Here is a 25,457-nt window from a genome sequence, read left to right as displayed (position 1 = left end):
CCGACGGTCGTGCGGGCGAGGGCGCGGCTCAGGCCGACACCTCGACGCCCGGGGCGAAGGCGACGTAGCCCGAGAAGTCTTTTCCGACGCGGTCGAACGCCGACGGGTACGGGTGCGGGTACGACCAGGCGAGATCCTTGTGCAGCTCTCCGTCGGCCTCGATGGAGTAGTACTGGCACTCGCCCTTCCACGGACACGTGTACGGCGTGGGGCTCTCGACGAGCACGTCGGGCGAGACGGATGCGGGCGGGAAGTACCAATTGCCCTCGATGCGGATGAGGTCGTCCTGTGCGGCCTCGGCGATCACGGTTCCTGCGAGTACAGCCTTCATGGTCCTGCCTCCTCGGATGTGGGTTCGAGCGTATAAGACGCGTCCGACATCGGGTGATGCCTTGCGCGCGGGGTCGTCAATATGAGAAACAATCCGGATCGTGTTCGGTGCGGTCGCGGGATCGGATTGCCCGGCTCACGCCGAGTCGCGCCCGTAGCCCTCCAAGAGTCGCAGCCAGATCTCGCTGATGGTCGGGTACGAGGGCACCGCGTGCCACAGGCGCGCGATGGGCACCTCGCCCACGATCGCGACGGTCGCGGCCTGCACGAGCTCCGCCACCTCCGGGCCGACGAAGGTCGCCCCGATCACGACGTCGCGGTCGGTGTCGATCACGAGTCGCGCCTGCCCGGCGAACCCGTCCTCGTACAGGCTCGCGCCGGCGACCCACCCGAGGTCGTAGTCCACGACCTGCACGGCCGTGCCCGCCTCGCGCGCCGCGGCCTCGGTGAGTCCGACGGAGCCGACCTCCGGGATGGAGAAGGTGACCTGGGGGACCGCGGCGTGATCGGCCGTCGCGGCGTGCCGGCCCCACGGGGCGTCGTCGACCTCGCCGCCGTTCGCCCTGGCTGCGATCACGTCGCCCGCCGCCCGCGCCTGGTACTTGCCCTGGTGGGTCAGCAGCACCCGCCCGTTCACGTCGCCGACCGCGTACAGCCAGTCCACCCCGGGCACCCGCAGCGTGTCGTCGGTCTCGATCCAGCGTCCGGGTTCGAGCCCCACGACCTCCAGGCCGATATCGGCGCTGCGCGGCGAACGGCCGGTCGCGACCAGCACCTCGGCGGCCGTGACCTCCTCGCCGCTGTCGAGCGTGATGGTCACGCCGTCGTCGCCGCGGCGCACCGCCGTGGTGCCGGTGTTCGTGCGCACATCGACGCCGAGCTCCTCGAGGCCGGCCGTCACGCGCTGCCCCGCGAACGGCTCCATGCCGCCCAGCAGCCCGCTGCGCGCGAGCAGGGTCACGCGCGAGCCGAGAGAGGCGTACGCCGTGGCCATCTCGACCGCGACGACACCGCCGCCGATCACCGCGAGGCTCTCCGGCAGCTCTTCGGCGCTGGTGGCCTCGCGACTGGTCCACGGGGAGGCCTCGCGGAGCCCGTCGATCGGCGGGATCACGGCGTCGGAGCCCGTGCTGATCGCGACCGCGTGCCGGGCCCGCAGCACCCGGGTGGCGCCGTCGGCGTCGGTCACGGTGACCTCGCGCTCGCCCGTGAGACGCCCGTGGCCGCGCGCCAGGTCGATGCCGGCCGACTGCAGCCACGACACCTGCCCGTCGTCCGACCAGTTGCTCGTGAAGCTGTCGCGGCGCTCGAACACGGCCCGCACGTCGAGCGTGCCGGTCACCGCCTGCGACGCCCCGGCCACATGCTGCGCCGCCCGCAGCGCCTGCGCCGAGCGCAGCAGCGCCTTCGACGGCATGCACGCCCAGTAGGAGCACTCGCCGCCCACCAGTTCGCTCTCCACGATGATGGCGGTGAGCCCGCCCTGCACGGCCCTGTCGGCGACGTTCTCGCCCACCGGTCCCGCACCCACCACGATCAGGTCGTACTCGTCGGTCTTGTCGGCAGTCATGCGTCGCACCTCTCCGTCGCCCGTGTCAGGCAAGTCTTGCTCATGACGAACGTCGAGTCACGGGCGCGTTGTTCCCGCCGCGCCGAAACTCCCCGGAGACGAGCCGCTCCGGTCGCGTCGGCGCGCGACGGCGACCGGAGCGGCGGACGGCGTCAGGCGACGGCGGCGCGCTCGCGCGTGTCCGCGAACGCCCGCGGGTACGCCCGGCGCAGCGCCACCACGATCAGCGTGGCCGCGGCGACCTTGATCAGATCGCCGGGGAGGAACGCGAGGGCCGACAGCGCCGTGAGGTCGAGCGGCACTCCCGTGACGAGGGCCTGCACGGGGATGCCGAACGCGTACACCACGAGCACCCCGCCGATGAGTGCGGAGAGCGCGACCCGCCACCACGCCGGGCGACCGGTGCGCAGGAGGAGCCCGATCACGACGACGCCCGCGATCCAGCCGAGCATGTACCCCGCGGTCGGCCCCACGAACACGCCGACGCCGCCGCGTCCGCCCGCGAGCACCGGCAGGCCGATCGCGGCGAGCGCGAGCACGACCAGGATCGACAGCGGGGCGACGCGCGGCCCGAGGACGAGTCCGGCGAGCATCACGCCGAGGGTCTGCGCGGTGATCGGCACCCCGCCGGGCAGCGGCACGACGACCGTGCCGAGCACGATGATGAGGGCGGCGAAGACGGCGATGCGGCCGAGCGTCGCACCGGTGTCGCGGGAGGTGGGGGTCATCGGGTGTCCTTCCTGAACGGTGTTCACCTGAACACCGTTCAACAGAGTAGGGAGGCCGATGCCCTCCGCGCAAATCACTCCGCGTCGGGAACGAGCGCCTCTTCGCCGCCCCTCGGATCGCGGTTCATGCGACCGATCCCTTCGCCCCGTCGCCCATCGCGCTCGTCCCGGCGCGAACCCTCGGCGCGAGCACGGCGGCCGCCAGCGCGAGCAGCGCCGCCAGCGCGAACACACCGAGGAAGGGATCGGCGGCGGCCAGCGCGAGGAAGACCATGCTCGTCACCGCGAGGGCCAGCGCGCTGCCGAACGAGTCGGCCACCGTCATCGCACCGCTGTTGAACCCCTGCGTCTCCGGGGTCGACAGGGCGAGGGTGAGCGCGCTCGACCGCGGACTCATCAGGCCCATCCCCGCCCCCGCCACCACCCAGGCGGCCGCGATCAGCACCGCGTCCGCCCCGAACGCGGTGATCGCGACCGTCAGCAGGATCCCTCCGAGCACGAGAGCCGTCCCGAGGCGCACCGCGGTCACGCTCGACAGCCGCATGCCCATCCGCCCCTGCACGGTCGCGGCGAGCGACCACGCGAGGGCGCCGCCGGTGAGCGCGAGCCCGGCGACCGTCGGCGTCAGGGCGTAGCGGTCGGTGAGCAGATACGGCAGATAGATCTGCGCACCGAAGAACGCGGCAGCGGCGAGACCGCGCACCAGGATCACCGACGGCAGGCCGCGCACGGCCCGCAAGGTGCCGCGCGGGACCAGCGGTCGCACGGCGATGAGCGCCACGACGACCGCGACGACGGCCAGCGCCGGGCCGACGCCGGGCACGTCGCCCACCAGGTTCAGGGCGAGCACCGCGACCGCCGCCAGCACCGACCAGCCGAGCCGGGCGACCGCCCACGGCGTCGCCGCGTCACCCTCGTTCGACAGCCCCCGCAGCGCCGGCACGATCATCAGCAGCGCGACGAGCACCAGCACGACGACGCCGAGGAAGACCCAGTGCCAGCTCCACAGCTCGGTCACCGCGCCCGCGATCGTGGGACCGATCAGCGAGGGGATCACCCACGCGGCGGCGAACCCGGCGAAGATCGCGGGGTGCAGCGCCTGCGGGTAGACCCGGGCGACCACCACGTACAGCGCCACCATGAGCCCGCCGCTGCCCAGGCCCTGCGCGAACCGGCCGGCCACCAGCACCTCCATGCTCGGCGCGAGTCCCGCGATCAGGAGGCCGACCACGAACAGCGCGATCGAGGAGTACAGCGGGGCGACCGGACCGCGTCGATCCGCCCAGTTGCCCGCCGCCACCATGCCGATCACGCTCGTGGCGAGCGGTCCGGCGAAGGCGAGCGCGTACAGCCGCTCGCCGTCGAGGTCGGCGCTCACGGCGGGCATCACCGTCGTCACCGCCAGCGACTCGAACGCGCCGAGGAACACCAGGGCGCACGCGCCGATCGTGATCCACACGTACTCGCCGCCGAGGATGCGGGGGGTGGGTGGCGTCGGTGGCGTGGACGGCGCGGCGCGCCCGGTCTCGGTGGTCATGAGGTCGACCGTAGAACCTCAAGTTTCCTTGAGGTCAAGCGGATGACGCGCATCCGCGATGCATCGGCTCAGCGCAGCGGGAGGATGCTCGTGGGCGCCGGGGCCTGCGCCGCATGTCGCACGCCGAGCGGAGCACCCGTGCGCTCGTCGAGGTCGAGCAGCGTCACCGTGTCGGAGCGCTGCCCGGCGACGAGCAGCTTGCCCTGATACACGAGGTGATGGCGCGGCCAGTCGACTCCGGAATCGGCGAGCGCCACCGGCTCCAGCGCCTCTCCGCTGCCGCGCACACGCAGCGCCGCGATCGTGTTGCTGCCGCGCAGCGCCGTGTACAGGAACTGCCCGTCGCGCGTGCGGGCGAGCTCGGCGGGGAAGTCACTGCCGACCTGCGCCACCGGGCTCGCGGTCGTCGCCGACACCACGCTCCAGGTGCCGTCGGCCGACGCCGCCAAGGTGAACACCTCGCACGAGTACTCCGTGACCACGTGCAGGTGCCCGCTCGGATGCACGACCATATGACGCGGTCCCGTGCCCTGCGGCAGCACGACCTCCTGGTCGAGCGTCAGCCCGCTGCCGGTCAACCGCCAGAACCGCACCAGGTCGAAGCCGAGATCGGTCGTGACCACGCGGCCGTCGGGCAGGAACGCGGCCGAGTGCGCGTGCGAGGTGCGGTCCGGTCCGCCGTAGGGGTCGGTCGCGGCCACACCGTCGCCCGCGGGGGTCGCGGGGGCGGCGTCGGGGTCGCCCTCGCCGAACAGCGCCGCGCGCAGTGCCGCCGCCGCATCCTCCTTCGCCGGCACGAGCCGTCCGTCCGCCGCGATGCCGAACCGCACCACGCGTCCGTCGCCGTAGCAGCTCGCGATGAGGGTCTGCCCGTTCGGAGACACCGCGACGTGGCACACGCCGTCGCCCGTCGCCACCGGATCGCCCAGGGGCGCGAGGGCCGTGTCACCCGTGCGCGCGAAGGCCTGCACGGCCGCATCACCCTCCAGCGCCGCGTACACCACGTCGATACCCGGGTGCTGCGCGAGCCACGACGGCGACGGGGTCGCCGTCACCGCCCCGCGATACGCGAGAGTGCTCGCCTCACGACCCTCGTCGCCCGCGAGCACGCCGATGCCCTCGGCGGAGCCGTCCATCGCGGGGCCGTAGCCGCCGAGCCAGAAGCGCGTCACGGTCGCCTCCCCTCGATCAGTCGAGCAGGTCGTGGCGCACGATCACCTGGTCGCGCTCGGGGCCCACACCGATCACCGAGATGCGCGTGTTGCTCATCTGCTCCAGCGCCAGGACGTAGTCCTGCGCCGTCTGCGGCAGGTCCTCGAAGGTGCGCGCGGTCGAGATGTCCTCGCTCCAGCCGGGGAAGTGCTCCAGGATCGGCTTCGCGTGGTGGAAGTCGGTCTGGTTCACCGGAACCTCGTCGAAGCGCTCCCCGTCGACGTCGTAGGCGACGCACACCGGGATCTGCTCGAGCCCGGTGAGGATGTCGAGCTTGGTCAGCACGAGGTCGGTGATGCCGTTGATGCGCGTGGCGTAGCGGGTGATCGGCGCGTCGTACCAGCCGACGCGGCGCGGCCGCCCGGTCGTGGTGCCGAACTCGAAGCCCTGCTTGCGCAGCCACTCGCCCTGCTCGTCGAACAGCTCGGTCGGGAACGGGCCGGAGCCCACGCGCGTCGTGTACGCCTTGACGATGCCGACGATGCGGTCGAGCGCACCGGGACCGACACCGGAACCCGTCGAGGCCCCACCGGCCGTGGCCGACGACGACGTGACGAACGGGTAGGTGCCGTGGTCGATGTCGAGCATGGTGGCCTGGCCGCCCTCGAACACCACGACCTCGCCGCGGTTCAGGGCCTGGTCGATGAGGTAGCCGGTGTCGGCGACCATCGGGCGCAGCCGCTCGGCGTACGACAGCAGGTCGTCGACGATCTCGTCGCACGTGACGGCGCGGCGGTTGAAGACCTTCACCAGCAGGTGGTTCTTCTGGTCGAGGGCACCCTCCACCTTCTGGCGCAGGATGTTCTCGTCGAACAGGTCCTGCACCCGGATGCCGACGCGGTTGATCTTGTCGGCGTACGCGGGACCGATGCCGCGGCCCGTCGTGCCGATGTTGCGCTTGCCGAGGAAGCGCTCGGTGACCTTGTCGAGCGTGCGGTGATACTGCGTGATGATGTGCGCGTTCGCGCTGACCTTGAGGCGCGACACGTCGATGCCGCGGGCCGACAGGGCCTCGAGCTCCGAGAACAGCACCTCCAGGTCGATGACCACGCCGTTGCCGATGACCGGGGTGACCCCGGGCGACAGGATGCCGGAGGGCAGCAGGTGCAGCGCGTACTTCTCGTCGCCGACGACCACGGTGTGCCCGGCGTTGTTGCCGCCGTTGAACTTCACCACCCAGTCGGTGCGCTCACCGAGAAGATCGGTGGCCTTGCCCTTTCCTTCGTCGCCCCACTGCACGCCGACGATCACGATTCCTGGCATGGGTTCTCCCCTGCTTTCGCCGGGTTTGCACCGGCCGATGAGCTGGCCCTCTTCGGGCGTCCCCATCCTATCGGGCGGCCTCCGACACCCCTCCGGCCCTCGGCCTCCGGAGCGTGCGGGATCGGGAAGGCACCTCCGCTGGCCCTCGACCGCCCGTTTCCGATCCCGCACGGGCCGTCACGACGACCGTGCCGCTACAGTGTGCGACGGAGGTCGGTATGACACGGTGGTGGCCCTACGCGCGGCTCGCAGCATCGGCTCTCGCCGTGGCGGCCATCGTCGCCCAGCTCCTGCGCACGCTGGAGATCGCGCGCGACGCCGACACCGCGTGGGGCGGCCACCTCCCCACCGTGATCGCGAACTTCTTCAGCTTCTTCACGATCGAGTCGAACGTGCTCGCGGCGGTCGCGCTCGCCGCCGGGGCCGTGTGGGCGCTGCGCCACCGCGACACGACCGACCCCGAGCCGCGCTGGCTCGCGGTCCTGCTGATGTGCGCGAGCAGCTACATGATCGTGACCGGCGTCGTCTACAACACCCTCCTGCGCGGCATCGCCCTGCCGCAGGGTGCCACGGTCGCGTGGTCGAACGAGGTGCTGCACGTGGTGATCCCCCTGCTGATGCTGCTCGACGTGCTGGTCGCCCCGCGTCGACGCGCACTGCCGTGGAGCGCCGTCGCGGTCGCGGCGGTCTTCCCGATCGTCTGGGTCGTGTACACCCTGGTGCGCGCGAACCTCGTGGTCTCCCCGGGGACGGGCGAGCACTGGTGGTACCCCTACCCGTTCCTCAACCCGCACCAGCCGGGCGGCTACGGGACCGTGGCGCTGTACGTGCTGCTGATCGCCGCGATCATCCTCGCCACCGCCGCACTGGTCGTGTGGGTCGGCCGCCGACGCGGTGTCGTCCGCGCGCAGTGACGGCGCGGTCAGTCGAGCGCGTGTCCGCTGCGCGCGGCGGCCGCGGCCAGCTGACGGTCGAACGTCGCGAGACGGCATCCGTGGTGCACGGCCGTGGCAAGCACACACGTGTCCGGCATCTTCAACCGGTGCTCGGCGCGCAACCGTGCAAGAGCCAGCGGCTCGTCAGGGCCGAGGGCCGCGACCTCGACGCCGATCTCTTTCAGGTCGTCCCAGGCCTGAGCCTCGCGACCGACCCTGGCCGGCCCGACCAGCACTTCGGCCAGCGTGAGCGGATGCACCAGGTACGGCGGCGGCGTGCGCTCGAGCATCTCCAGTGCCGCCCGGTGGTGCGCGTCGCGGTCGTCGAGCAGACCGATGAGCACACCCGCGTCGACGACGATCACTCGTCCCAGCCTTCGCGGACGCGCTCCAGGTAATCGTCGCCGTAGACACCCGAGTACCGTCCGGCGAGAGAACGGAGTCGCTGCGCCCGCCGGGCATCACCCTCATCCGCGTGCTCTTCGACGGCGCGGGCGCCCTCCTCGAGAAGGAGGAGGATCAGGGCACTGTCGCGCTCCTCCTCCGGCCACCGCCGTCGTGCCACGTCAAGGGCGCGGGCGACCTGCGGCGTGTGCGTGATGTTGGTCCGCGGGTGCTTGGTCGGCATGCGGCAAGTGTAACACCAGCAGTCTGCGGTGTAACACCGACGTCGACGAAAGCGGACATCACCCGGGTGATCGCCCGCCGCTGATCTTGTGGAGCGCGTGACCCGGTGTCACGCTACCCCTGTCGCCACCGAACCGTTGGGTGCAGCGGACGGTGGCGTCGGGCTCCGCCCTTTACCCCGCCAAGGACGGCACCCGACGAGGTGCTCTCGCGCCGCCCAGGGGGCTGATCGTCGCGAGAGCACCCCGACGAATCCGATCAGGCGGGCAGCAGCGCCTCGCGCTCGTCGTCGTCCGCCGCCGCGTCGCCGGTGAGCAGCGCCGCGCCACGGGCATCCGGGTCCACGTCGAGGTAGCGGTCGAGCGAGTCGTCGAGCTCCTCCAGCCAGGGCGTGTGATGCACGGCGGCGAGGGTGCCCGTCATGACCGAGGCGTACACGCGGTCGCGGTACCCCATGATGTCCGCCTTCTTGTCGCGCTTCCACGCCAGGAAGATCTCGACGACGCGGTCGAGGTCGAACGCCGGATAGTCGGTGCACTCCAGGAGGTCACGGATGTAGTCCGCCTGGAAGCGGATCTCGGTCGCCGCCGAGTCGATCCGGTCGAAGCGCTCCCGCCACTGCGCGATCGAGGCCGCCCGCTCCGCCTCGTCGGGGAGCTCGATGCGACCGAGGATCACGTCGCGGACGAACCACGCCTGCGCGTCGAACATGTTGAACGTGAACCACTGGTCCTGCGCGCCCAGGTACGCCAGCCGCGGGTTCTGCTGCCACAGCACACCGCGGTAGAGCCCGTCCGGGTAGACGTTGTTGGGCGACGACAGTGCGAGGTCGCCCGGGAGGAAGGGGTACCGGTGCAGGTAGCCGGTGCAGAGGATCACCGCATCCACGCGCGTGGAGGTGCCGTCGGCGAAGTGCGCCACGCTGCCGTCGAACCGTTGCACGACCGGACGCTCCTCGAAGCCCTCCGGCCAGTCGTACCCCATCGGCGCGGAGCGGTAGCTGGCGGTGACGGAGCGGGCGCCCATCTTGAACGCCTGGCTGCCGATGTCCTCGGCGGAGTAGCTCGACCCGATCACGAGCACGTCGCGGCCGGCCAGCGCTTCAGCACCGCGGAAGTCGTGCGCGTGCGAGATCGATCCGGGGAAGGTCTCGATGCCGTCGACGTGCGGCACGTTCGGGAAGGAGAAGTGCCCGCTGGCCACCACCACGCGGTCGAACTCCTCCGTGGTCGTCGCTCCGGTGGGCAGGTGCTCGCTGGTGAGCGTGAACACCTCGCGCTCCTCGTCGAACTCCACCCAGCGCACGGCGGTCTGGAAGCGGATCAGGTCGCGCACCCGCGTCTTCGCGAGGCGTCCGGCGATGTAGTCCCACAGCACGGGGCGCGGCGGATACGACGAGATCGGACGGCCGAAGTGCTCGTCGAAGGTGTAGTCGGCGAACTCCAGCGCCTCCTTCGGGCCGTTCGACCACAGGTTGCGGTACATGCTGGAGTGCACGGGCTCGCCGAACTCGTCCAGTCCGGTGCGCCAGGTGTAGTTCCACTGGCCGCCCCAGTCGGCCTGCTTCTCGAAGCAGACCAGGTCGGGGATGTCCGCCCCCGCACGGGCCGCGGACTCGAAGGCCCGCAGCTGTGCCATCCCCGAGGGGCCGGCACCGATGATCGCTACTCGTTCACTGTTCGTCACGTATGGTCCTCACACTCGTCGTCATGTATCGGGCGCAGCCGTATCCGGGTGAGGAGGACAGTCCTTCTCCGGGGGGAGCGGAACGCTCGACCTGCCCGGACAGTGGCTGCTCTTCGACGTTAGCAGTGCCCCACCGGCGGCCTGGCGGGAAAGCGACGACGGCTGTCGCTCCCGAGGATCGCCCGCTGTCGGAGGCCGGTGGGAGGATCGGACGGTGCCGCACACCCCCACGCCAGAGCCCACGGTCGAGCAGCGCGCGCCCGACCGCCGTCAGGGCGTGCTCGTCCTCCTCGCTGCCGTGGTCACGGTGGTGCTGTGGGCCTCGGCGTTCATCGGCATCCGCGGAGCGGGCCCGCACTACGACCCCGGTGCACTCGCGCTGCTGCGCATGGCCGTCGGCACGCTCGCGCTGACGGTGATCGCGCTCCGCCACGGCATCCGCCTCCCCGACCGGCGGCAGTGGCTGCCCATCGTGCTGTGGGGCGTCGGCTGGTTCTGCGTGTACAACCTGGCCCTGAACAGTGCGGAGCGCACGCTCGACGCGGGGACGGCGGCGATGGTGGTCAATCTGGCTCCGCTCATGGTGGTGGTGTTCAGCGGACTGTTCCTGCGGGAGGGCTTCCCTCGCCCGCTGATCATCGGCGCACCCATCGCGTTCCTCGGCGTGGTGCTGATCGGCATGAACTCCACGAGCAGCACCGGTCCGGACATCACCGGGCTCCTGCTCGCTCTGCTGGCCGCGGTCATGTACGCCGGATGCACGCTGCTGCAGAAGCACCTGCTGAGCGGGGGTGCCGACGCGACGACGCTCACGTGGCTCGGCGCGGCCGCGGGCACGGTCGCCCTGCTGCCGTGGATCGGTCCGCTCGTGGCCGACGTGCAGTCCGCGCCCCTCGACGCGACCCTGTGGGTGGTGTACCTGGGCGTGTTCCCCACGGCGATCGCGTTCACCACCTGGGCGTACGTGCTGCAGCGCAGTACCGCGGGCAAGACGTCCGCCACGACCTACGTCGTCCCGGCGCTCGCGATCCTGATGTCGTGGATGATCCTGGGCGAGGTGCCGACGCCGCTCATGTTCGTCGGTGGCGCCCTGTGCCTGCTCGGGGTGCTCATCACGCGCCTGCGCTGGCGCCGCGCCCGCTGATCCGCGGGTTCCCCGAGGCCGACGCCGCCCTGTTCGGCGGGCGCGCGTCCCGTCGTTGCGATTACGCTGGTCGGCGGAGGGGCACGACGTGGTCCCGCGTGTGAACGAGGGAGACGAACCGACCGATGACCGAGCCCGACGCGCAGACTCCGCCGACGATCTCCGCACCCCCGCCCCCGCCCGCTCCCTCCGCCGCGACGGCGCCCGCCGCCACCCCGGCTCCGACGCCCGCGCCCGGCGAGAAGCCCGCACCCACCGAGGCCGAGATGGCCCGCGCCACCGGCGTGCTGAAGACCATCTCCGACGCGTACTCGGCGAAGATGGTCGGCCAGGAGCGTCTGCGCACCAGCCTGCTCGTCTCGCTCATCGCGGGCGGCCACATCCTGCTGGAGAGCGTGCCGGGTCTCGCGAAGACCACCGCCGCGAGCACCCTGGCCGACACCGTGAAGGCGCAGTTCAAGCGCATCCAGTGCACGCCCGACCTGCTGCCCAGCGACATCACGGGCAACCAGATCTACGACGCCGCGACCGGCACGTTCCGCACCGTGCTCGGCCCCGTGCACGCCAACTTCGTGCTGCTCGACGAGATCAACCGCTCCAGCGCCAAGACCCAGAGCGCGATGCTCGAGGCGATGCAGGAGCACCAGACCACGATCGGCGGCGAGATCCACCCGCTGCCGAAGCCGTTCCTGGTGATCGCGACGCAGAACCCCATCGAGCAGGAGGGCACCTACGAGCTGCCCGAGGCGCAGATGGACCGGTTCCTGCTGAAGGAGATCGTCGAGTACCCGAGCCCCGCCGACGAGTTCGAGATCCTCAGCCGCATCGACTCCGGCGTGCTCGACCCCGACCGGCACGTGTCCAGCGCCGTCACGCTCGACGACGTGCACCTGCTGCAAGACGTCGCGAGCCGTATCTACGTCGACCCCGCGATCCGCAACTACATCGTGTCGCTCGCCTACGTCACCCGGAATCCGGCGCCGTACATCGGCGAGGAGCGCGCCCGCTACATCAAGTACGGCGCCAGCCCCCGCGCGAGCATCGCGTTCCTGCAGGCGTCGCGGGCCCTCGCCCTCCTGAACGGACGCGCGCACGTGCTGCCGGAGGACATCCGCGCCCTCCGGCACCTCGTGCTGCGCCACCGCGTGCTGCTGACGTTCGAGGCCGACGCCGAGGGCATCCGCAGCGAGGAGATCATCGACCAGATCTTCGCCTCGGTCCCCACGCCCTGACGCACCGCCATGGCCAGCCTGATCACCCAGGTGAAGAGCAAGCTCTTCATCCACTCGTCGCGCAAGTCCCTGCACGCGCTCGACGGCGCCTACGCGTCGCTGCTGCACGGACGGAGCCTCGACTTCGAGGACCTGCGCAAGTACGAGTACGGCGATCAGGTGCGCGACATCGACTGGCGCGCGACCGCCCGGCTGGGCACCCCGCTGGTGAAGCGGTCGCGGGCCACGCGCATGCACACCGTGATGTTCGTGGTGGACACCGGTCGCTCGATGGCCGCCCTGGCCGCCGACGAGCGCTCGAAGAAGGAGCTCGCGATCCTGGCCACCGGGGCCCTCGGCGTGCTCACGCTGCGCCACGGCGACGACTTCACCGTGGTCTACGGCGATGCGTCCAGGGTGCGCCGCCTGGCTCCCGGTCGCAGCGAGGGCGCCCTCGAGCACGCCCTGCGCACACTCGATCGCGCGGTGGACGACGCGGCGGCCCCGAGCGACCGCGACGCGCTGCTGTCGTTCGTCACCCGCACCGTCGCCCGCCGCATGATCGTGGTCGTGCTCACCGACGAGGCCCCGGTCACCTCCGAGACCGAGCGACTGCTGCGGAGGCTGCGCGTGCAGCACGACGTGCTGTGGCTCACGCTGCGCGACGCCGACCCCGTGCTCGACCACCGCACCGGGCGGCTGCGCGTCGACGTGGACAGCCGGTGGCAGGTGCCCGACTTCGTGCAGGGCGACCGCGGCATCGTGCAGGAGCTCACGGCGCAGCGCGATGCCGACGCCGCCCGCCTCGCCGACCTCCTCACCCGCATGGAGATCAGCCACGCCGCGCTCGACGGACAGGACGACGCCGTGCCGCAGCTGCTGCGGCTGCTGAACCGGAGGTCGAATGCCCGGCTCTGACGAGCTCTACCCGCCGGCGCAGTACGGCTGGGGCTGGATGCTGCTCGCGCTCGGCATCCTGGCGCTGCTGGTGCTCGGCGCGTGGCTGCTGATCGTGCTCACGCGACCCCCGCGCACCCCGGCCCCGGCCGCCACGGGCGCGACGCCCTCGACGCTCGACGTGCTGTCGGTGCTGCGCACGGAGTACCTCGACCGCATCCAGGCCGTGGAGAACGACTACCTCGGGCGCCGGCTGTCGGCGCGGCAGGCCAACCTCGAGCTCAGCCGCGTGGTGCGCGCGTTCGTGAACGAGTACAGCGGCCTGGAGGCGCCCGTGCTCGCGCTCGACGACCTGGTCGCCCGTGGCGTGAACCCGGCCCTGATCGACGCGATGGGCCGGCACTACTACCCGAGCATCTTCCGGCAGGGTCCGGCGATCGACCCCGTGGCGGGGGCCGCGGCCGCCAGGACGGTGGTGCGCGCATGGCACTAGCGAACGTGTGGATGCTGATCCTCGCCGCGGCCGTCGTGGTGGTGGCGGTCGCGGTCGGGCTCGTGCTGGGGTTGCGGCGCCGGGGCGGTCGTGCGGCCGGCGCCACCGCGCGGGTCGCGCGAGCCGAACGGCTGCGCACGCTGCCGTCGTTCCGCCAGGCGCTGTCACGGCGGGTGCTGGCGCTGTCGGGGATCCTGGCGCTCGGCGCGGTCGCGGCGCTCGTGGCCGGCGTGGTGGCCGCGCGACCCATGGCCGCGCAGACCATCCAGCCGGTCAACAGCAGCCGCGACATCATGCTGTGCCTCGACGTGTCGGGGTCGATGAGCGAGGTCGACGTCGAGGTGCTGTCGGTGTTCGAGGAGCTGCTGGACGGCTTCGAGGGCGAGCGCATCGGGCTGACGATCTTCAACAGCTCTCCCGTGCAGATCTTCCCCCTGACCGACGACTACGACTTCATCCGCGAGCACCTGACGAGCATGGTGTCGAGCTTCGACTACGTCGACCGCATCCCCGAGCACTGGGTCGGGACCCTCAACGGCGACGGCGCCTCGCTGATCGGCGACGGCCTGGCGGCGTGCGCGATGGGCTTCGACCATCCCGACGACGACCGGTCGCGGTCGGTGATCTTCGCGACGGACAACGAGGTGAACGGCGCCTCGATCGTGACGCTGCAGGAGGCGGCGGCGTACGCCGCGTCGAACGGCGTGCGGGTTTTCGCGATCAACCCGGTCGAGGGCAAGGACGCCGCGGTGAGCGCCGAGCTGACCGCCGCCGCCGAGGCCACCGGCGGCGCGGCCTTCGGTCTGCGCGACACCACGACCGTGTCGGACATCGTCGACCAGGTGCAGGAGCAGGACGCGACGGCGTTGCGCGGTGAGGCGCAGGTGGTGTGGACCGACGCCCCGAACCTGTGGATCGCGGTGCTGTCGGTCGTGGCGCTCGGCTTCGTGCTGCTGGCGTGGAGGGTGCGACTGTGATCTTCCAGCCCGTCCTCCCCCTGATCCTCGTGGTGCTGCTGTGCGGTGCCGTGGCCGCCGCCGCGGTGTGGATGCTGGTGCGCGCACCCCGGGCCGGCGGCGAGCGCGTGACCGACCGCCGTGCGATCGCCGCGCACCGCTCACTGTGGGCCCTGCGACTGCTGATGGTGCTCGCGTGCTTCGCGATGCTGCTGCGCCCTGGCATCCCCGGCGGCGCGACCCAGACCCTCGCGACCGACACCGACGTCGTGCTGGTGGTCGACACCACCGCCAGCATCGTCGCGGAGGACTGGGACGAGGGCTCTCCGCGGCTCGACGGGGTGCGCGCCGACGTGCGCGAACTGGTCGCGCAGTACCCGGGGGCACGGTTCGCGATGATCACCTCCGACGCGTCCGCCCAGCTGCGGATGCCGCTGACCACCGACACCACCGCGCTGATCGGTTCGCTCGACGTGCTGCGCCCCGAGGTCACCAGCCAGTCGCGCGGCAGTTCGATCGGGGTCGCCGCCGGGCTGCTGGAGGACACGCTGCGCTCCGCCGCCGAGGCCTCGCCGGACCGGTCGCGCATGGTGTTCTACCTCGGCGACGGCGAGCAGACCACGGGCACCACGCCCGAGTCGTTCGACAAGAGCGCGAAGTACACGGATGCGGGGGCGGTGTTCGGCTACGGCACTGCGGAGGGCGGTCCGATGCGGGTGACGAGCGGCGGCGTGAGCGGCGGCGAGGGCGAGTACATCCAGTACGAGGGCTCGGACGCGCTGTCGGTGATCGACGAGCAGAACCTGCAGACCGTGGCCGAGCAGCTGGGCGTGGAGTACCAGCACCGCATCGCCGACACCGAGCCCGTGCTGCCGGAGGCGCCGTCGACCACGACCAGCTACGCCGAATCGGGCGAGGTCGGCAACGTCACAGAGCTGTACTGGATCGCGGCGCTCGTGCTGCTCGCGGTCCTCGGGGTCGAGCTGCTGCGGGCGACCACGCTCATCGCGCGGCTTCGGGGACTCGCACCCGCCCGCCGCCGCGACTTCGTCGACCCCGCACCCGCGAGAGACGGAGGCGGCGCATGACCGCGCACGACGACACGGCCGCCGCGCTGCTGCGGTCCCACCGACGCCGCCGCCGCATCCGCCGCTGGGTGGCCATCGGCACGCTGCCGCTCACCCTCGCCGCACTGCTCGTGGTGGGCAAGATCCTCAGCATGTACGCGTTCGCGCACCAGTCGATCACGTCGTACGTGGTCGACGACTTCGCCGGGTCGGAGTCCGCCGCCCGCGGCCAGGAGTTCCTGAACTGGTTCGAGCCGTACAAGGCGCCGTACAACATCGGCACCGCCCTCGCCGGTGCGGAGGAGCTGCCGGCGGCCAGAGCGGAGCTGGAGCGGGCGCTCGACCTCGCCACCGGACTGGAGGTGTGCGCGGTGCGCATCAACCTCGCGCTGGTCGTGGAGCGGATGGGCGATGCGGCCAGGGCGGACGGCGACGGTGCCGCGGCCGCGGAGCTCTACGGCGAGGCCCTCACGCTCACGGTGGAGACGCCGGAGGAGTGCCGCAGCGAGGAGGCGCAGCAGCAGTCGCCCGACCCGCAGCGCGACATGTCCGACACCCTCGACGGCGCGGAGGACCGGCTCAAGCAGAAGCAGCAGGAGCAGGAACAGGAGCAGCAGCCGCAGGAGCCCGAGGAGCAGGAGCAGGAGGAGCAGCCACAGCCGTCCGACGACAAGCTGCAAGACCTCCAGGACAAGCTCAACCAGGGCACGCAGGAGCGCGACCAGCAGCAGGGCGACGATCCGGGCGGCTCGGGAACGGACAAGCCATGGTGAGCGACAACGAGCGTCAGCGCGCCCGCTACGTGGGCGGGGCCGAGGGTGCGCCGCCCGTCCCTCCCCCCGGCGGGTATGCGGGGGCCAAGCGGCGACAGCCCGACCTCACACCTCCGCCGCTGCCCGCGGCACCGGTCGACGAGAAGCGCACCCCGGGCTCCGCGTTCGGCTGGATCGCCCTCGTCGCGGCGATCCTGTTCTCCCTGACCCTGCTCGGGGTGCTGGCCGCCGGCGGCACCGACCTGCTGTACGGGGTCACGTTCCTCACCCTGCAGCTGGTGGTTCTCGGCGTCGTGGTCGCGGCGCTGTTCTCCCCGGGTGCACGACGGCTCGGCGCGATCGCCCTGGTGGTGACGGTGCTGCTGAACGTGGCGACCGTCGGCGCGCTGAGCGCCCTGCGCACGTCCGCCTCGGGCGACTACGAGGGCGTGAAGACCGCGGAGCAGCGGCACGCGGAGGGGTATCCGGGCATCAAGGGCACCGACCCCCAGCAGGCGCTGTCGCAGCAGTCGCTGGAGGAGGTGCGGGCCACGGCCGACGAGCTGTTCGCGGATGTGCGCGCCCGGCTCACGGACGAGTTCGGCTACACGTGGACGCAGGTGGGCGCGGAAGACCTGCGGCCTGAGCGCAACGGCTACGGCGGTGAGTCGATGCTGTACGAGTTCACGACGGCCGCGTGGGCGACGAACGAGCCGGTGCAGGACTACGACCGCAAGCTCGAGGTCATGCGGGTGGTGAACGAGGTCGTGCTCGACCACGGGCTGTGGGATCTGTACGCGTTCAACGACCCGGCGAACTCGGGCATCGACCCGTCGATGATCGCGAAGCTCTACGGCAGCGACGACCCGCGCACGCAGACCACCTGGGAGTACTACACCGAGAACTACCCGGATCCGCTGCGGTTCTACGCCAACATCTACGACCTGTCGAACGACGTCGACGGCGGTTTCCGCACCTCGCGGGAGGCGCAGAGCGCCCGCACCGGCGAGCCACTGGAGGGCCTGCAGCTCGTGGTGATCGCGAGCGCCGTGCTGAGCGAGGCCGACCGTGCCGAGTTCCAGGAGAAGCTGCAAGACTACCCCGGCTTCGAGTGACCTCAGCCGGCGAGGGCGAGCAGCATCCGCGCCGCCACCGGTCGGCTCCGTCGGGGTGCTGCGAGGATGGCGGGATGCGGCAGGGTGCGGTCGGGACGGTGCGACTGGTCGAGCGCGACGGGCGCCGGCTGGTCGAGAAGCGGTTGTCCGACCCGGCGCGTCACGACACCGAGGTGCGCGCGCTGCGTGCCCTCGCGGATTCGGGGCTGCCGGTGCCACAGGTCGTGGAGGAGCGCGCCGGGGTGATCCTGATGACCGAGCTGCCCGGCGGCCGGCTGGACGAGGGTGATGCGGACACGCGGCTCGCCGCACTGCGGGCGTCGGCCGTCCTCCTCCGGCGGCTGCACGACCTCGTCGCCCCGGAGGACCTGCCGCCCGCGCCCGACGACGCCGCGATCATCGCCCGGTACCGCGCCGCCGACGGTCCTGCCCTTCCCCTGGCGCTCCCGCCCTCGGCCGGCGTCGTCTTCTGCCACGGGGACTGGACCGACGGCAACGTGCTCGCGGCGGACGGCCGCATCACCGGTGTCGTGGACTGGGAGGCCGCGCACGCGGGCGATCCGGTGCGCGAGCTGTCCCGCGCGGCATGGGGCGCCGCGCGCAAGGATCCCCGCTCGGCCGATGCGCTGATCGAGGGGTACGGCGCCGACCCCGTGGCGGTGCGGGCGTGGTTCCCGATCCATGCCGCGGAGCTCTGGCTGTGGTTCGCCGAGGCCGGTCCACCCGAGTACTTCGCGCAGCTCACGGCCGAGTTGCGCGCCTGGCCGGGCTGAACGAAGCCGGGCCGAACGAAGGAGCCTCGTCCGGTCCGGGCGATGGGCCCTCGAACATCCACCGGCCGCTGGTTACACTGGCGCCACACGGAGGGAGCATCCGCATGATCCGAGAGCTCGAGCCCGATCAGTCCTACGAACTGCTGACCACCACCACGGTCGGCCGCATCGGCTTCCTGCACGACGGCCGCGTGCACATCCACCCGGTCAACTACGCCCTGTCCGGCCGCGACATCCTGTTGCGCACCTCGGCGGAGGGGCTGCTGGCCGCCGTGACGACGGTGCCGGCGGCGGTCGCGTTCGAGGTCGACTATCACGACCCGCTGGGCGCCACGGCGTGGAGCGTGCTGATGCACGGCACCCTGTCGCGCGCGCCCGAGGAGGATGCGGCCGGCATCTCGGCCCGCGTGCACCCGTGGGCCGGAGAGGACCGCGACCTGGCCCTGCTGCTGCACATCGAGACGATGTCGGGCCGCAGCGTGCAGCGCGACAGCCGCACCCCGAAGGTCTGACCCCGCGTCAGGACGCGAAGGCGAGCCCCGCGGCGAGCGCGAAGCCGAGCACGGTCGCGAGCCCCGTCGACTCCTTGGCCTTGGACTGCGCCTCGGGCACCATCGAGTCCACGAGCATGACCAGCAGCGCGCCGGCCGCGAAGCCGCTCGCCCCGGAGCGGAACACGTCGCCGGTCACACTGGCGAGGGCGAACCCGGCGACCGTGGCGGCGGCGCACGCCACCGCGACCCCCAGCCACAGCAGCAGCACGCGCGACTTCGCCATCCCGCCGTCGAGCAGGTCGGCGGCGGACCCGATCGACTCCGGCAGGTTCGACACCAGGATGGCGACCACGAGCGCGATGCTCACCGGCTCCCCCGAGGCCAGACCGATGCCGAGCACGAGCTGCTCGGGAATGCCGTCCAGCAGAGCGCCGACGGCGAGCTGCCCGCCCCCGGCTTGCCCCTTCGTGCGGGCGGCGCGGGCGTCGAGGATGCGGGCGGCGACGTAGTAGCTGAGGGCGCCGAGCGCGACACCGGCCACGAGAGGGAGCGGTCCGCCGCGGTCCAGCCCCTCCTCCCACAGCTCGAACGCGATGGAGGCCATGAGGGCGCCCGCGCCGAAGCCGAGCACGATGCCGAGCCAGCGCGGCGGCCAGGTGCGCAGCAGGGCCAGGACCGCACCGACGAACAGCGGCGCCGCGGCGACGGCTCCCCACAGGATCGCTCCACCCATACGCACCTCCGGCCCCACTCTGGCACGGGGCCGGCGGGCGCGGGCGACCCACGCCATCCATATCGTCGAGGTACGCCTGATCTGACGCACGGAAAGGCGACACGCCGCCCGCCGATAGACTGGAAGGCATGTCCAAGGTCCTCCAGTCCCTGCCCGTCGGCGAGCGCGTCGGCATCGCCTTCTCCGGAGGACTCGACACCTCCGTCGCCGTCGCCTGGATGCGCGACAAGGGTGCGGTGCCGTTCACCTACACGGGCGACCTGGGGCAGTACGACGAAGACGACATCGCATCGATCCCCGGCCGCGCGCTGGAGTACGGCGCCGAGGCCTCCCGGCTGATCGACTGCAAGACCGCGCTGGTCGAGGAGGGCTTCGTCGCGCTGTCGTGCGGCGCGTTCCACATCCGCTCCGGCGGCAAGACCTACTTCAACACCACGCCCCTGGGCCGCGCCGTGACGGGCACGCTCCTGGTGCGCGCGATGCGCGAGGACGGCGTCGACATCTGGGGCGACGGCTCCACCTACAAGGGCAACGACATCGAGCGGTTCTACCGCTACGGCCTGCTGGCCAACCCGCGACTGCGCATCTACAAGCCGTGGCTCGACGCCGACTTCGTGACCGAGCTCGGCGGACGCAAGGAGATGAGCGACTGGCTCGTCGCCCACGACTTCCCGTACCGCGACTCCGCCGAGAAGGCGTACTCGACCGACGCGAACATCTGGGGCGCGACGCACGAGGCGAAGACGCTGGAGCACCTGGACGTGTCGCTGGAGACCGTCGACCCGATCATGGGCGTGAAGTTCTGGGACCCGTCCGTCGCGATCGAGTCCGAGGACGTGTCGGTCACGTTCGAGGGCGGCCGTCCCGTCGCGATCAACGGCGTCGAGTTCGCCGACCCGGTGGCGCTCGTGATGGAGGCGAACGCGATCGGCGGACGTCACGGGCTGGGCATGAGCGACCAGATCGAGAACCGCATCATCGAGGCGAAGTCGCGCGGCATCTACGAGGCCCCGGCCATGGCGCTGCTCTTCATCGCGTACGAGCGCCTGGTCAACGGCATCCTCAACGAGGACACCCTCGCGACCTACCACGAGCAGGGCCGCCGCCTCGGCCGCCTCATGTACGAGGGCCGCTGGCTCGAGCCGCAGTCGCTCATGCTGCGCGAGTCCATCCAGCGCTGGGTCGGCTCGACGATCTCCGGCACGGTCACGATCCGCCTGCGCCGCGGCGACGACTGGACGATCCTCGACACGGTGTCGCCGAACCTGTCGTACGGCCCGGAGAAGCTGTCGATGGAGCGCGTCGGCGACGCCGCGTTCGGTCCGGTCGACCGCATCGGTCAGCTCACGATGCGCAACCTCGACATCGCCGACTCGCGCGCACGCCTCGAGCAGTACGCGGGACTCGGCCTCGTCGGCGGCGCCACGGGCGAGCTCGTCGGTCGCGTGACCGCGGGCGAGTCCGCCGAGATCACGGGCGCCGTCGAGGGTTCGGTCTCCGAGGCCGACGAGACGCTGGCCGACGCGGTGGACACGGCATCGGAGCGCGCGGCCTTCGACTCCGGCACCGACTGAGCACGGTCACGACGAAGGGGCGCTCCACGTGGAGCGCCCCTTCGTCGTGTCAGGCGTCGGCCGGCGGCACGTCCACGTGGCGGCTGCGCTCCTCGGCGCGGTCGATGACCGCCGGGAGCACGGTGTCGAACAGGGTGATGAGAGCAGCGCGCGTGCCGACCGCGTCGCGCTGCGTCATGGCGAGACCGATCCCGGCGGTGGACGAGCGGAGTGCCGCGAAGTCGAAGTCGCCTCTCGCCTGCGCGCTGAAGCGACGGATCTGCGGGCCGAGGAACTCGATCACGTTCGAGCGCGTGGCGTTTCCCTCGATGCGCGCGTACGCCACCGCGATCGTGCGCAGGGCGGCGCTGAACGCGGCGACGTCGGACGCATCCACGGCGGACGTCATGTCCTCCAGCAGCTCCGACAGATAGGTCACGTCGTCGTCGCCCATGAGCGGGGTGGCGTGTCGCACCGAGCCGATCCAGACGTCGCCGAACAGGGCGATCGCGTCGCGCACGTCGTCGAGGTCGATCGGAGCGACCCGGGTGAAGCGATTGCGCTGCATGTCCACGAGACCCAGCTCGGCAAGGCGATCGAGCGCATGCCGCACGGGCGTCTTCGAGGTCCCGAGAGCGTCGGCGAGCTCGTGATCCCGCAGCCGCTCCCCCGGTCGCAGCTCGCCCGTCACGATCGCTTCGCGCAATCGCTCGTACACGTCGTCGCTCATCGTCCGCCGCTCCAGCGGACTGTCCATCCCAGGCACACCGCACCCCTCTCCGTCATGGCGGTTCCCCCCGCCTCCTCGGACACCGCTGCCGTCGGATTCGCTCCGATCCACAGGGCCCCCCTGAATCCGCGCCCGAGCGCAACGCGTAACATAACACAGTTGAAATGGGAAGGACCGACATGTCAGCGCGGCCGTAGCGACCAGCATCCGAGAACTATCTTGCACAACCTTGTGCACGAAAAGTATCCTGGATGCATGACCACCCGTGCCCCCCGCCGCGACGCCGTGGAGAACCGCGCCGGCATCCTCGCCGCCGCCCGCGCCGCCCTCGCCCTGGACCCGCACGCCTCGATCGACGCCATCGCCCGTAGCGCCGGCCTGTCGCGCCGCACGCTCTACGGCCACTTCGACGACCGCGAGGCACTGATCCGCGAACTCGTCTCCAGCGGCGCGCAGCGCTTCAACGCCATCGCCGCCTCGGTCGACGACGCCGACCCCCGCGTCGCCCTCGCCCGCCTCGCCTCCCTGCTGTGGCGGGAGGCCGTGCACGTGCAGGTCGCCGCGGCCCTCGCTCTCGACGAGGCGCACGTCACCCACACGGCCGCGGCGCTCTCCCCCCTTCGCGACACCCTGGCGGCCCTGGTGCGGTCGGGGCAGGACGCCGGCAGCTTCCGCAGCGACCTGAGCGGACCGACGCTGGCGCGGCTCATCGAAGAGATCGCCCGCACCGTCGTCTCGCGCACCGAGGCCGCCGACCCCGCCACGGGCGACCTCGCCGTGCGCGCGGTCCTGAGCATCGCCGGGCTGTCGTGGCGTGAGGTCGACGAGCTGCTCTCCGACCACCCGGAGCTCGCCGCGACCGGGCAGGAGGTCCGCGCATGAGAATCGCCCTGCACGAGGTGAGCAAGGGCCGCAACGGCCAGGCGCTCCCGGTCACGAGTCTGGAGTTCCACACGGGGGCCGTGCGCTACGCCCTCGCCGAGACCGAGCAACGGCCCACCGTGCTCGGCCTCATCGCGAGCGGGCGCATGCGCCCCGACAGCGGGCGGGTGAGCATCGACGGAGCGAGCGACGCCAAAGACCTGCGCCACCGCGTCGCCCTCGTCGACGCCCCCGACGTCAGCGACCCCCACCCCGACATCACGCTCGCGGGGGTCGTGGGCGAGGAGCTGATGTTCGCCGGGGCCGGTGCTACCCCGCTGCACGCGCGGCGCTGGCTCGCGCGACTCGGGTTCGAGGAGCTCGCGTCGGTCCCCATCGGGAACATCGACCCTGCCGCGCGCGTGCGCCTGCTGTGCGAGCTCGCAGTCCTGCGGCGCGGTGTGGAGGGCATCGTGCTCGTCGCCCCCGACCGCCACGGCGGAAGCCCGGACGGCTGGTGGCGCATCGCGGGCGAGTTCGCCGACCGCGGCTACGCGATGCTCGTGATCGTCGGGGGCTCAGCCGCCGTGGCCCTCGAGCGCATGCACGAGCTCGACGCCGTCAACGCCTCCGGCCCCGTCGAGCCGCTGGTCCTCGCCGCACCCGACCCCGCACCCGAGGCCGAGCCAGCACCCGAACCCGAGGCCGCACCCGAGGCCGAACCTGAGCTCGAGGCCGCACCCGAGCCCGAGCACGCACCCGAGCCCCCGTCCGAGCCAGCACCCGAACCCGAACCCGAACCCGAACCCGAGGCCGAGGAGAGAGGAGACGCGCGATGAAGGTCCCGTCCATGATCGCCGCCGAGCTCCGGCGTCTCACCGCCAGCCGGATGGGCATCCTCGCCCTGGTCGCCCTGGTCTGCGTGCCCATCCTCTACGGCGGCCTGTACCTGTGGGCCAACCAGGACCCGTACGCAAAGTTCCCCGAGGTGCCCGTGGCCCTCGTGGTCGACGACGAGGGCGCCCCCGCCCCCACGACGGGCACGGAGTCCGCGACCGGCGAGACCGTGAACTACGGCGAGGAGGTGGCCGAGAACCTCCTCGACGGCAACGCGTTCGACTGGCAGCGGATGACCGCCGACGAGGCCGCCGACGCACTGCGCCACGGCACGGTCGACTTCACCGTCACTATCCCGTCGGACTTCTCCGCCGCCCTCACCTCGGCCGCGGGCACCGACCCGCACCAGGCGCGCATCGAGCTGGAGACCAACGACGCCAACAACTACCTCGCTTCCTCCATGGGCACGCAGGCGGTCGAGAAGATCCGCAGCTCCGTCGCCGAGATGGTCGGCAGCGAGGCCGCCGAACGGCTGCTCACCGGGCTGAGCGACATCCGCGACAGCCTCGTGTCGGCGACCGACGGCGCGAGCCAGCTCGCCGACGGCGCCGGAACCGCCGCGTCGGGCAGCTCCGCCCTCGCCGACGGCACCGCCCAGCTCGCCGACGGCACGGCGCAGCTCGCGAGCGGCGCCCAGACCCTCGCGAACGGCGCGCAGCAGGTCAGCGCGGGCAACCGCCAGCTCGCCGACGTGGCCGACCGTGCGGGCGCCGCCGTGCAGGAGGCCACCGCCGCCCTGCCGCAGGTGCGCTCCGACATCGCCACGGCCCTCGCCGACCAGGGCCTCACCCCCGAGGAGATCGACCGGGTGCTGGCGCGGCTCGACCCGCTCGGCACCCGCCTGGAGGAGGGCAACGCGCAGGTGCAGGCTGCGGTCGGCAAGGTCGACCAGCTCGCGGCCGGCGCCGCCGCCCTCGCCTCCGGCGCCACCGACCTCGCGAGCGGCGCGGGGACGGTCGCGACCGGCGCCGCCTCCGCGAACGCCGGCGCCGCCCAGCTGCGCGACGGTCTCGCCACCCTCTCGTCCGGCACCGTCGAACTCCGCGACGGCCTCGCCGACGGGGTGCAGCAGATCCCGGAGTCCACCCCGGAGCTTCGCAGCCAGCAGGCCGACACCATCGCCGACCCCGTGAAGGTGTCGAGCGACAAGGTGGCGTCCGCGGAGGACTACGGCGCCGGACTGGCCCCCTTCTTCGCAGCACTGTCGGCCTGGATCGGCATCTACGCGCTGTTCCTCATCGTGAAGCCCATCTCACGCCGCGCCGTCACCGCCCTGCACTCCCCCGTGCGCATCACGCTCGCCGGCTGGCTCACACCCGCCATGCTCGGCGCCGTGCAGATGCTCGGGCTCATGGGCATCCTGGCGCTCACGCTCGGCTTCACGTTCGACCACCCCCTCGGCACGCTCGGGGTGTTGATGTTCGCTTCTGCCACGTTCGCGGCGATCATCCTGGCGCTGAACGTCTGGCTGGGCTCGGTCGGACAGTTCCTCGGCCTCGTGCTCATGGTGCTGCAGCTGGTCACCGCGGGCGGCACGTTCCCCTGGCAGACGCTGCCCACCCCGCTCGCCGCACTGCACCACGTGCTGCCGCTCGGCTACGTGGTCGACGCGATGCGGCAGCTGATGTACGGCGGCGACTACGCCCGCGCCGGGTGGGATCTGGCCGTACTCGCGCTGTGGCTCGTCGGTGCCCTCGTGCTCGCGGCGATCGGGGTGACGCGCATGACGCACCGCCGCACGCTGCGCGATCTGCAGCCCAGCCTGATCGGCTGACGCGGTCGCTCGCCGCGGGACGTGCCGCGGCGAGCGCGGGCGGGCTAGGATGCGAGAGCGCGGCCCTGAAACGCGCACCGGGGCTCGGTGGGACTGAGTCCCAACCGCGACCCGAAAGA

26 protein-coding genes are annotated in these 25,457 nt (G+C 71.8%); 15 read left to right on the top strand and 11 right to left on the bottom strand.

Annotation, left to right across the window (positions count from 1 at the left end; translation table 11 throughout):
- Window positions 1-28 precede the first annotated feature (28 nt).
- The 6 genes from KV394_RS05805 to KV394_RS05780 all read right to left on the bottom strand — a co-directional run bounded on the left by KV394_RS05805 (window position 29) and on the right by KV394_RS05780 (window position 6,640).
- The gene (locus tag KV394_RS05805; protein WP_136033303.1) at window positions 29-331 is read right to left on the bottom strand and encodes a DUF427 domain-containing protein; all 303 of its coding nucleotides are present in this window, start codon (window positions 329-331) and stop codon (window positions 29-31) included.
- Window positions 332-466: 135 nt separating this feature from the next.
- On the bottom strand, window positions 467-1,900 hold the full coding sequence (locus tag KV394_RS05800) for a dihydrolipoyl dehydrogenase family protein (RefSeq protein ID WP_247982526.1): 1,434 nt from the start codon (window positions 1,898-1,900) through the stop codon (window positions 467-469).
- Between the two features lie 152 nt (window positions 1,901-2,052).
- On the bottom strand, window positions 2,053-2,628 hold the full coding sequence (locus KV394_RS05795; protein WP_247638078.1) for a biotin transporter BioY: 576 nt from the start codon (window positions 2,626-2,628) through the stop codon (window positions 2,053-2,055).
- Between the two features lie 124 nt (window positions 2,629-2,752).
- Window positions 2,753-4,165 (bottom strand): MFS transporter, encoded by a 1,413-nt coding sequence (locus KV394_RS05790; RefSeq protein ID WP_247982525.1) that lies wholly within the window; start codon window positions 4,163-4,165, stop codon window positions 2,753-2,755.
- 68 nt (window positions 4,166-4,233) lie between these two features.
- A complete protein-coding gene (locus tag KV394_RS05785; RefSeq protein ID WP_247982524.1) occupies window positions 4,234-5,337 on the bottom strand; it encodes a lactonase family protein in 1,104 nt (367 codons plus the stop codon).
- A 16-nt stretch (window positions 5,338-5,353) separates the two neighbouring features.
- Window positions 5,354-6,640 carry an adenylosuccinate synthase gene (locus KV394_RS05780; RefSeq protein WP_136045863.1) on the bottom strand — a complete coding sequence of 429 codons (1,287 nt, stop codon included), beginning with the start codon at window positions 6,638-6,640 and terminating at the stop codon, window positions 5,354-5,356.
- A gap of 218 nt (window positions 6,641-6,858) precedes the next feature.
- Here KV394_RS05780 and KV394_RS05775 point away from each other — a divergent pair, with 218 nt between their 5' ends.
- Window positions 6,859-7,554, top strand: a complete 696-nt coding sequence (locus KV394_RS05775) for a Pr6Pr family membrane protein (protein ID WP_247982523.1) — start codon at window positions 6,859-6,861, stop codon at window positions 7,552-7,554.
- A gap of 8 nt (window positions 7,555-7,562) precedes the next feature.
- Here KV394_RS05775 and KV394_RS05770 read toward each other — a convergent pair whose 3' ends face one another.
- From KV394_RS05770 to KV394_RS05760, 3 genes are all read right to left on the bottom strand, one after another.
- On the bottom strand, window positions 7,563-7,940 hold the full coding sequence (locus tag KV394_RS05770; RefSeq protein WP_168387299.1) for a type II toxin-antitoxin system VapC family toxin: 378 nt from the start codon (window positions 7,938-7,940) through the stop codon (window positions 7,563-7,565).
- Entirely contained in the window at window positions 7,937-8,203 is a 267-nt protein-coding gene (locus KV394_RS05765) for a hypothetical protein (RefSeq protein WP_136045860.1), read from the bottom strand. The genes KV394_RS05770 and KV394_RS05765 overlap by 4 nt, the downstream gene beginning before the upstream one ends.
- A 257-nt stretch (window positions 8,204-8,460) precedes the next feature.
- Window positions 8,461-9,888 carry an FAD-dependent oxidoreductase gene (locus KV394_RS05760; protein ID WP_282187143.1) on the bottom strand — a complete coding sequence of 476 codons (1,428 nt, stop codon included), beginning with the start codon at window positions 9,886-9,888 and terminating at the stop codon, window positions 8,461-8,463.
- Between the two features lie 214 nt (window positions 9,889-10,102).
- Between KV394_RS05760 and KV394_RS05755 the strand changes: the two genes are divergently transcribed.
- From KV394_RS05755 to KV394_RS05710, 10 genes are all read left to right on the top strand, one after another.
- The gene (locus KV394_RS05755; protein ID WP_247982521.1) at window positions 10,103-11,032 is read left to right on the top strand and encodes a DMT family transporter; all 930 of its coding nucleotides are present in this window, start codon (window positions 10,103-10,105) and stop codon (window positions 11,030-11,032) included.
- 125 nt (window positions 11,033-11,157) lie between these two features.
- Entirely contained in the window at window positions 11,158-12,264 is a 1,107-nt protein-coding gene (locus KV394_RS05750) for an AAA family ATPase (protein ID WP_247982520.1), read from the top strand.
- 9 nt (window positions 12,265-12,273) lie between these two features.
- Entirely contained in the window at window positions 12,274-13,161 is an 888-nt protein-coding gene (locus tag KV394_RS05745) for a DUF58 domain-containing protein (RefSeq protein ID WP_136030824.1), read from the top strand.
- A complete protein-coding gene (locus KV394_RS05740) occupies window positions 13,148-13,633 on the top strand; it encodes a hypothetical protein (protein WP_136045857.1) in 486 nt (161 codons plus the stop codon). Before KV394_RS05745 ends, KV394_RS05740 begins: the two co-directional genes overlap by 14 nt.
- Entirely contained in the window at window positions 13,624-14,610 is a 987-nt protein-coding gene (locus tag KV394_RS05735; protein ID WP_247982519.1) for a VWA domain-containing protein, read from the top strand. The genes KV394_RS05740 and KV394_RS05735 overlap by 10 nt, the downstream gene beginning before the upstream one ends.
- On the top strand, window positions 14,607-15,677 hold the full coding sequence (locus tag KV394_RS05730; protein ID WP_247982518.1) for a VWA domain-containing protein: 1,071 nt from the start codon (window positions 14,607-14,609) through the stop codon (window positions 15,675-15,677). Before KV394_RS05735 ends, KV394_RS05730 begins: the two co-directional genes overlap by 4 nt.
- Window positions 15,674-16,429: a hypothetical protein gene (locus KV394_RS05725; protein ID WP_206252095.1), complete on the top strand. Its 756-nt coding sequence runs from the start codon at window positions 15,674-15,676 to the stop codon at window positions 16,427-16,429. Before KV394_RS05730 ends, KV394_RS05725 begins: the two co-directional genes overlap by 4 nt.
- Window positions 16,423-17,523, top strand: a complete 1,101-nt coding sequence (locus KV394_RS05720; protein ID WP_247982517.1) for a hypothetical protein — start codon at window positions 16,423-16,425, stop codon at window positions 17,521-17,523. The genes KV394_RS05725 and KV394_RS05720 overlap by 7 nt, the downstream gene beginning before the upstream one ends.
- 74 nt (window positions 17,524-17,597) lie before the next feature.
- Window positions 17,598-18,296, top strand: coding sequence for a phosphotransferase family protein (locus tag KV394_RS05715; RefSeq protein WP_247982516.1), 699 nt, complete (start codon window positions 17,598-17,600; stop codon window positions 18,294-18,296).
- A gap of 104 nt (window positions 18,297-18,400) precedes the next feature.
- Window positions 18,401-18,808, top strand: a complete 408-nt coding sequence (locus KV394_RS05710) for a pyridoxamine 5'-phosphate oxidase family protein (protein ID WP_136029637.1) — start codon at window positions 18,401-18,403, stop codon at window positions 18,806-18,808.
- A gap of 7 nt (window positions 18,809-18,815) precedes the next feature.
- Here KV394_RS05710 and KV394_RS05705 read toward each other — a convergent pair whose 3' ends face one another.
- A complete protein-coding gene (locus KV394_RS05705) occupies window positions 18,816-19,523 on the bottom strand; it encodes a ZIP family metal transporter (RefSeq protein WP_136029639.1) in 708 nt (235 codons plus the stop codon).
- A 128-nt stretch (window positions 19,524-19,651) separates the two neighbouring features.
- Between KV394_RS05705 and argG the strand changes: the two genes are divergently transcribed.
- Window positions 19,652-21,097, top strand: coding sequence for an argininosuccinate synthase (gene argG / locus KV394_RS05700; protein ID WP_136029641.1), 1,446 nt, complete (start codon window positions 19,652-19,654; stop codon window positions 21,095-21,097).
- 49 nt (window positions 21,098-21,146) lie between these two features.
- On the opposite strand, the gene KV394_RS05695 is transcribed toward argG, so the two are convergent.
- Complete coding sequence (locus tag KV394_RS05695; protein WP_247982515.1) at window positions 21,147-21,806, bottom strand: GntR family transcriptional regulator; 660 nt, start codon at window positions 21,804-21,806, stop codon at window positions 21,147-21,149.
- Between the two features lie 255 nt (window positions 21,807-22,061).
- Between KV394_RS05695 and KV394_RS05690 the strand changes: the two genes are divergently transcribed.
- From KV394_RS05690 to KV394_RS05680, 3 genes are read left to right on the top strand one after another with little or no spacing between them, the layout of a single operon-like run.
- Window positions 22,062-22,688 (top strand): TetR/AcrR family transcriptional regulator, encoded by a 627-nt coding sequence (locus KV394_RS05690; protein ID WP_247982514.1) that lies wholly within the window; start codon window positions 22,062-22,064, stop codon window positions 22,686-22,688.
- Window positions 22,685-23,506, top strand: coding sequence for a hypothetical protein (locus KV394_RS05685; protein WP_247982513.1), 822 nt, complete (start codon window positions 22,685-22,687; stop codon window positions 23,504-23,506). Before KV394_RS05690 ends, KV394_RS05685 begins: the two co-directional genes overlap by 4 nt.
- Window positions 23,503-25,338: a YhgE/Pip family protein gene (locus KV394_RS05680; RefSeq protein ID WP_206252104.1), complete on the top strand. Its 1,836-nt coding sequence runs from the start codon at window positions 23,503-23,505 to the stop codon at window positions 25,336-25,338. Before KV394_RS05685 ends, KV394_RS05680 begins: the two co-directional genes overlap by 4 nt.
- The last annotated feature ends 119 nt before the right edge of the window (window positions 25,339-25,457 follow it).

It is taken from the genome of Microbacterium sufflavum (assembly GCF_023101165.1).
Lineage (GTDB): Bacteria > Actinomycetota > Actinomycetes > Actinomycetales > Microbacteriaceae > Microbacterium > Microbacterium sufflavum.
This window is presented reverse-complemented; position numbering and strand designations above follow the sequence as displayed.

Bases quoted from the DNA above. Each gene is read 5' to 3' on its own strand.
- KV394_RS05805 (WP_136033303.1), bottom strand. From the start codon at position 331: ATGAAGGCTGTACTCGCAGGAACCGTGATCGCCGAGGCCGCACAGGAC.
- KV394_RS05800 (WP_247982526.1), bottom strand. From the start codon at position 1,900: ATGACTGCCGACAAGACCGACGAGTACGACCTGATCGTGGTGGGTGCG.
- KV394_RS05795 (WP_247638078.1), bottom strand. From the start codon at position 2,628: ATGACCCCCACCTCCCGCGACACCGGTGCGACGCTCGGCCGCATCGCC.
- KV394_RS05790 (WP_247982525.1), bottom strand. From the start codon at position 4,165: ATGACCACCGAGACCGGGCGCGCCGCGCCGTCCACGCCACCGACGCCA.
- KV394_RS05780 (WP_136045863.1), bottom strand. From the start codon at position 6,640: ATGCCAGGAATCGTGATCGTCGGCGTGCAGTGGGGCGACGAAGGAAAG.
- KV394_RS05775 (WP_247982523.1), top strand. From the start codon at position 6,859: ATGACACGGTGGTGGCCCTACGCGCGGCTCGCAGCATCGGCTCTCGCC.
- KV394_RS05765 (WP_136045860.1), bottom strand. From the start codon at position 8,203: ATGCCGACCAAGCACCCGCGGACCAACATCACGCACACGCCGCAGGTC.
- KV394_RS05750 (WP_247982520.1), top strand. From the start codon at position 11,158: ATGACCGAGCCCGACGCGCAGACTCCGCCGACGATCTCCGCACCCCCG.
- KV394_RS05745 (WP_136030824.1), top strand. From the start codon at position 12,274: ATGGCCAGCCTGATCACCCAGGTGAAGAGCAAGCTCTTCATCCACTCG.
- KV394_RS05740 (WP_136045857.1), top strand. From the start codon at position 13,148: ATGCCCGGCTCTGACGAGCTCTACCCGCCGGCGCAGTACGGCTGGGGC.
- KV394_RS05735 (WP_247982519.1), top strand. From the start codon at position 13,624: ATGGCACTAGCGAACGTGTGGATGCTGATCCTCGCCGCGGCCGTCGTG.
- KV394_RS05725 (WP_206252095.1), top strand. From the start codon at position 15,674: ATGACCGCGCACGACGACACGGCCGCCGCGCTGCTGCGGTCCCACCGA.
- KV394_RS05720 (WP_247982517.1), top strand. From the start codon at position 16,423: ATGGTGAGCGACAACGAGCGTCAGCGCGCCCGCTACGTGGGCGGGGCC.
- KV394_RS05715 (WP_247982516.1), top strand. From the start codon at position 17,598: ATGCGGCAGGGTGCGGTCGGGACGGTGCGACTGGTCGAGCGCGACGGG.
- KV394_RS05710 (WP_136029637.1), top strand. From the start codon at position 18,401: ATGATCCGAGAGCTCGAGCCCGATCAGTCCTACGAACTGCTGACCACC.
- KV394_RS05705 (WP_136029639.1), bottom strand. From the start codon at position 19,523: ATGGGTGGAGCGATCCTGTGGGGAGCCGTCGCCGCGGCGCCGCTGTTC.
- argG (WP_136029641.1), top strand. From the start codon at position 19,652: ATGTCCAAGGTCCTCCAGTCCCTGCCCGTCGGCGAGCGCGTCGGCATC.
- KV394_RS05695 (WP_247982515.1), bottom strand. From the start codon at position 21,806: ATGAGCGACGACGTGTACGAGCGATTGCGCGAAGCGATCGTGACGGGC.
- KV394_RS05690 (WP_247982514.1), top strand. From the start codon at position 22,062: ATGACCACCCGTGCCCCCCGCCGCGACGCCGTGGAGAACCGCGCCGGC.
- KV394_RS05685 (WP_247982513.1), top strand. From the start codon at position 22,685: ATGAGAATCGCCCTGCACGAGGTGAGCAAGGGCCGCAACGGCCAGGCG.
- KV394_RS05680 (WP_206252104.1), top strand. From the start codon at position 23,503: ATGAAGGTCCCGTCCATGATCGCCGCCGAGCTCCGGCGTCTCACCGCC.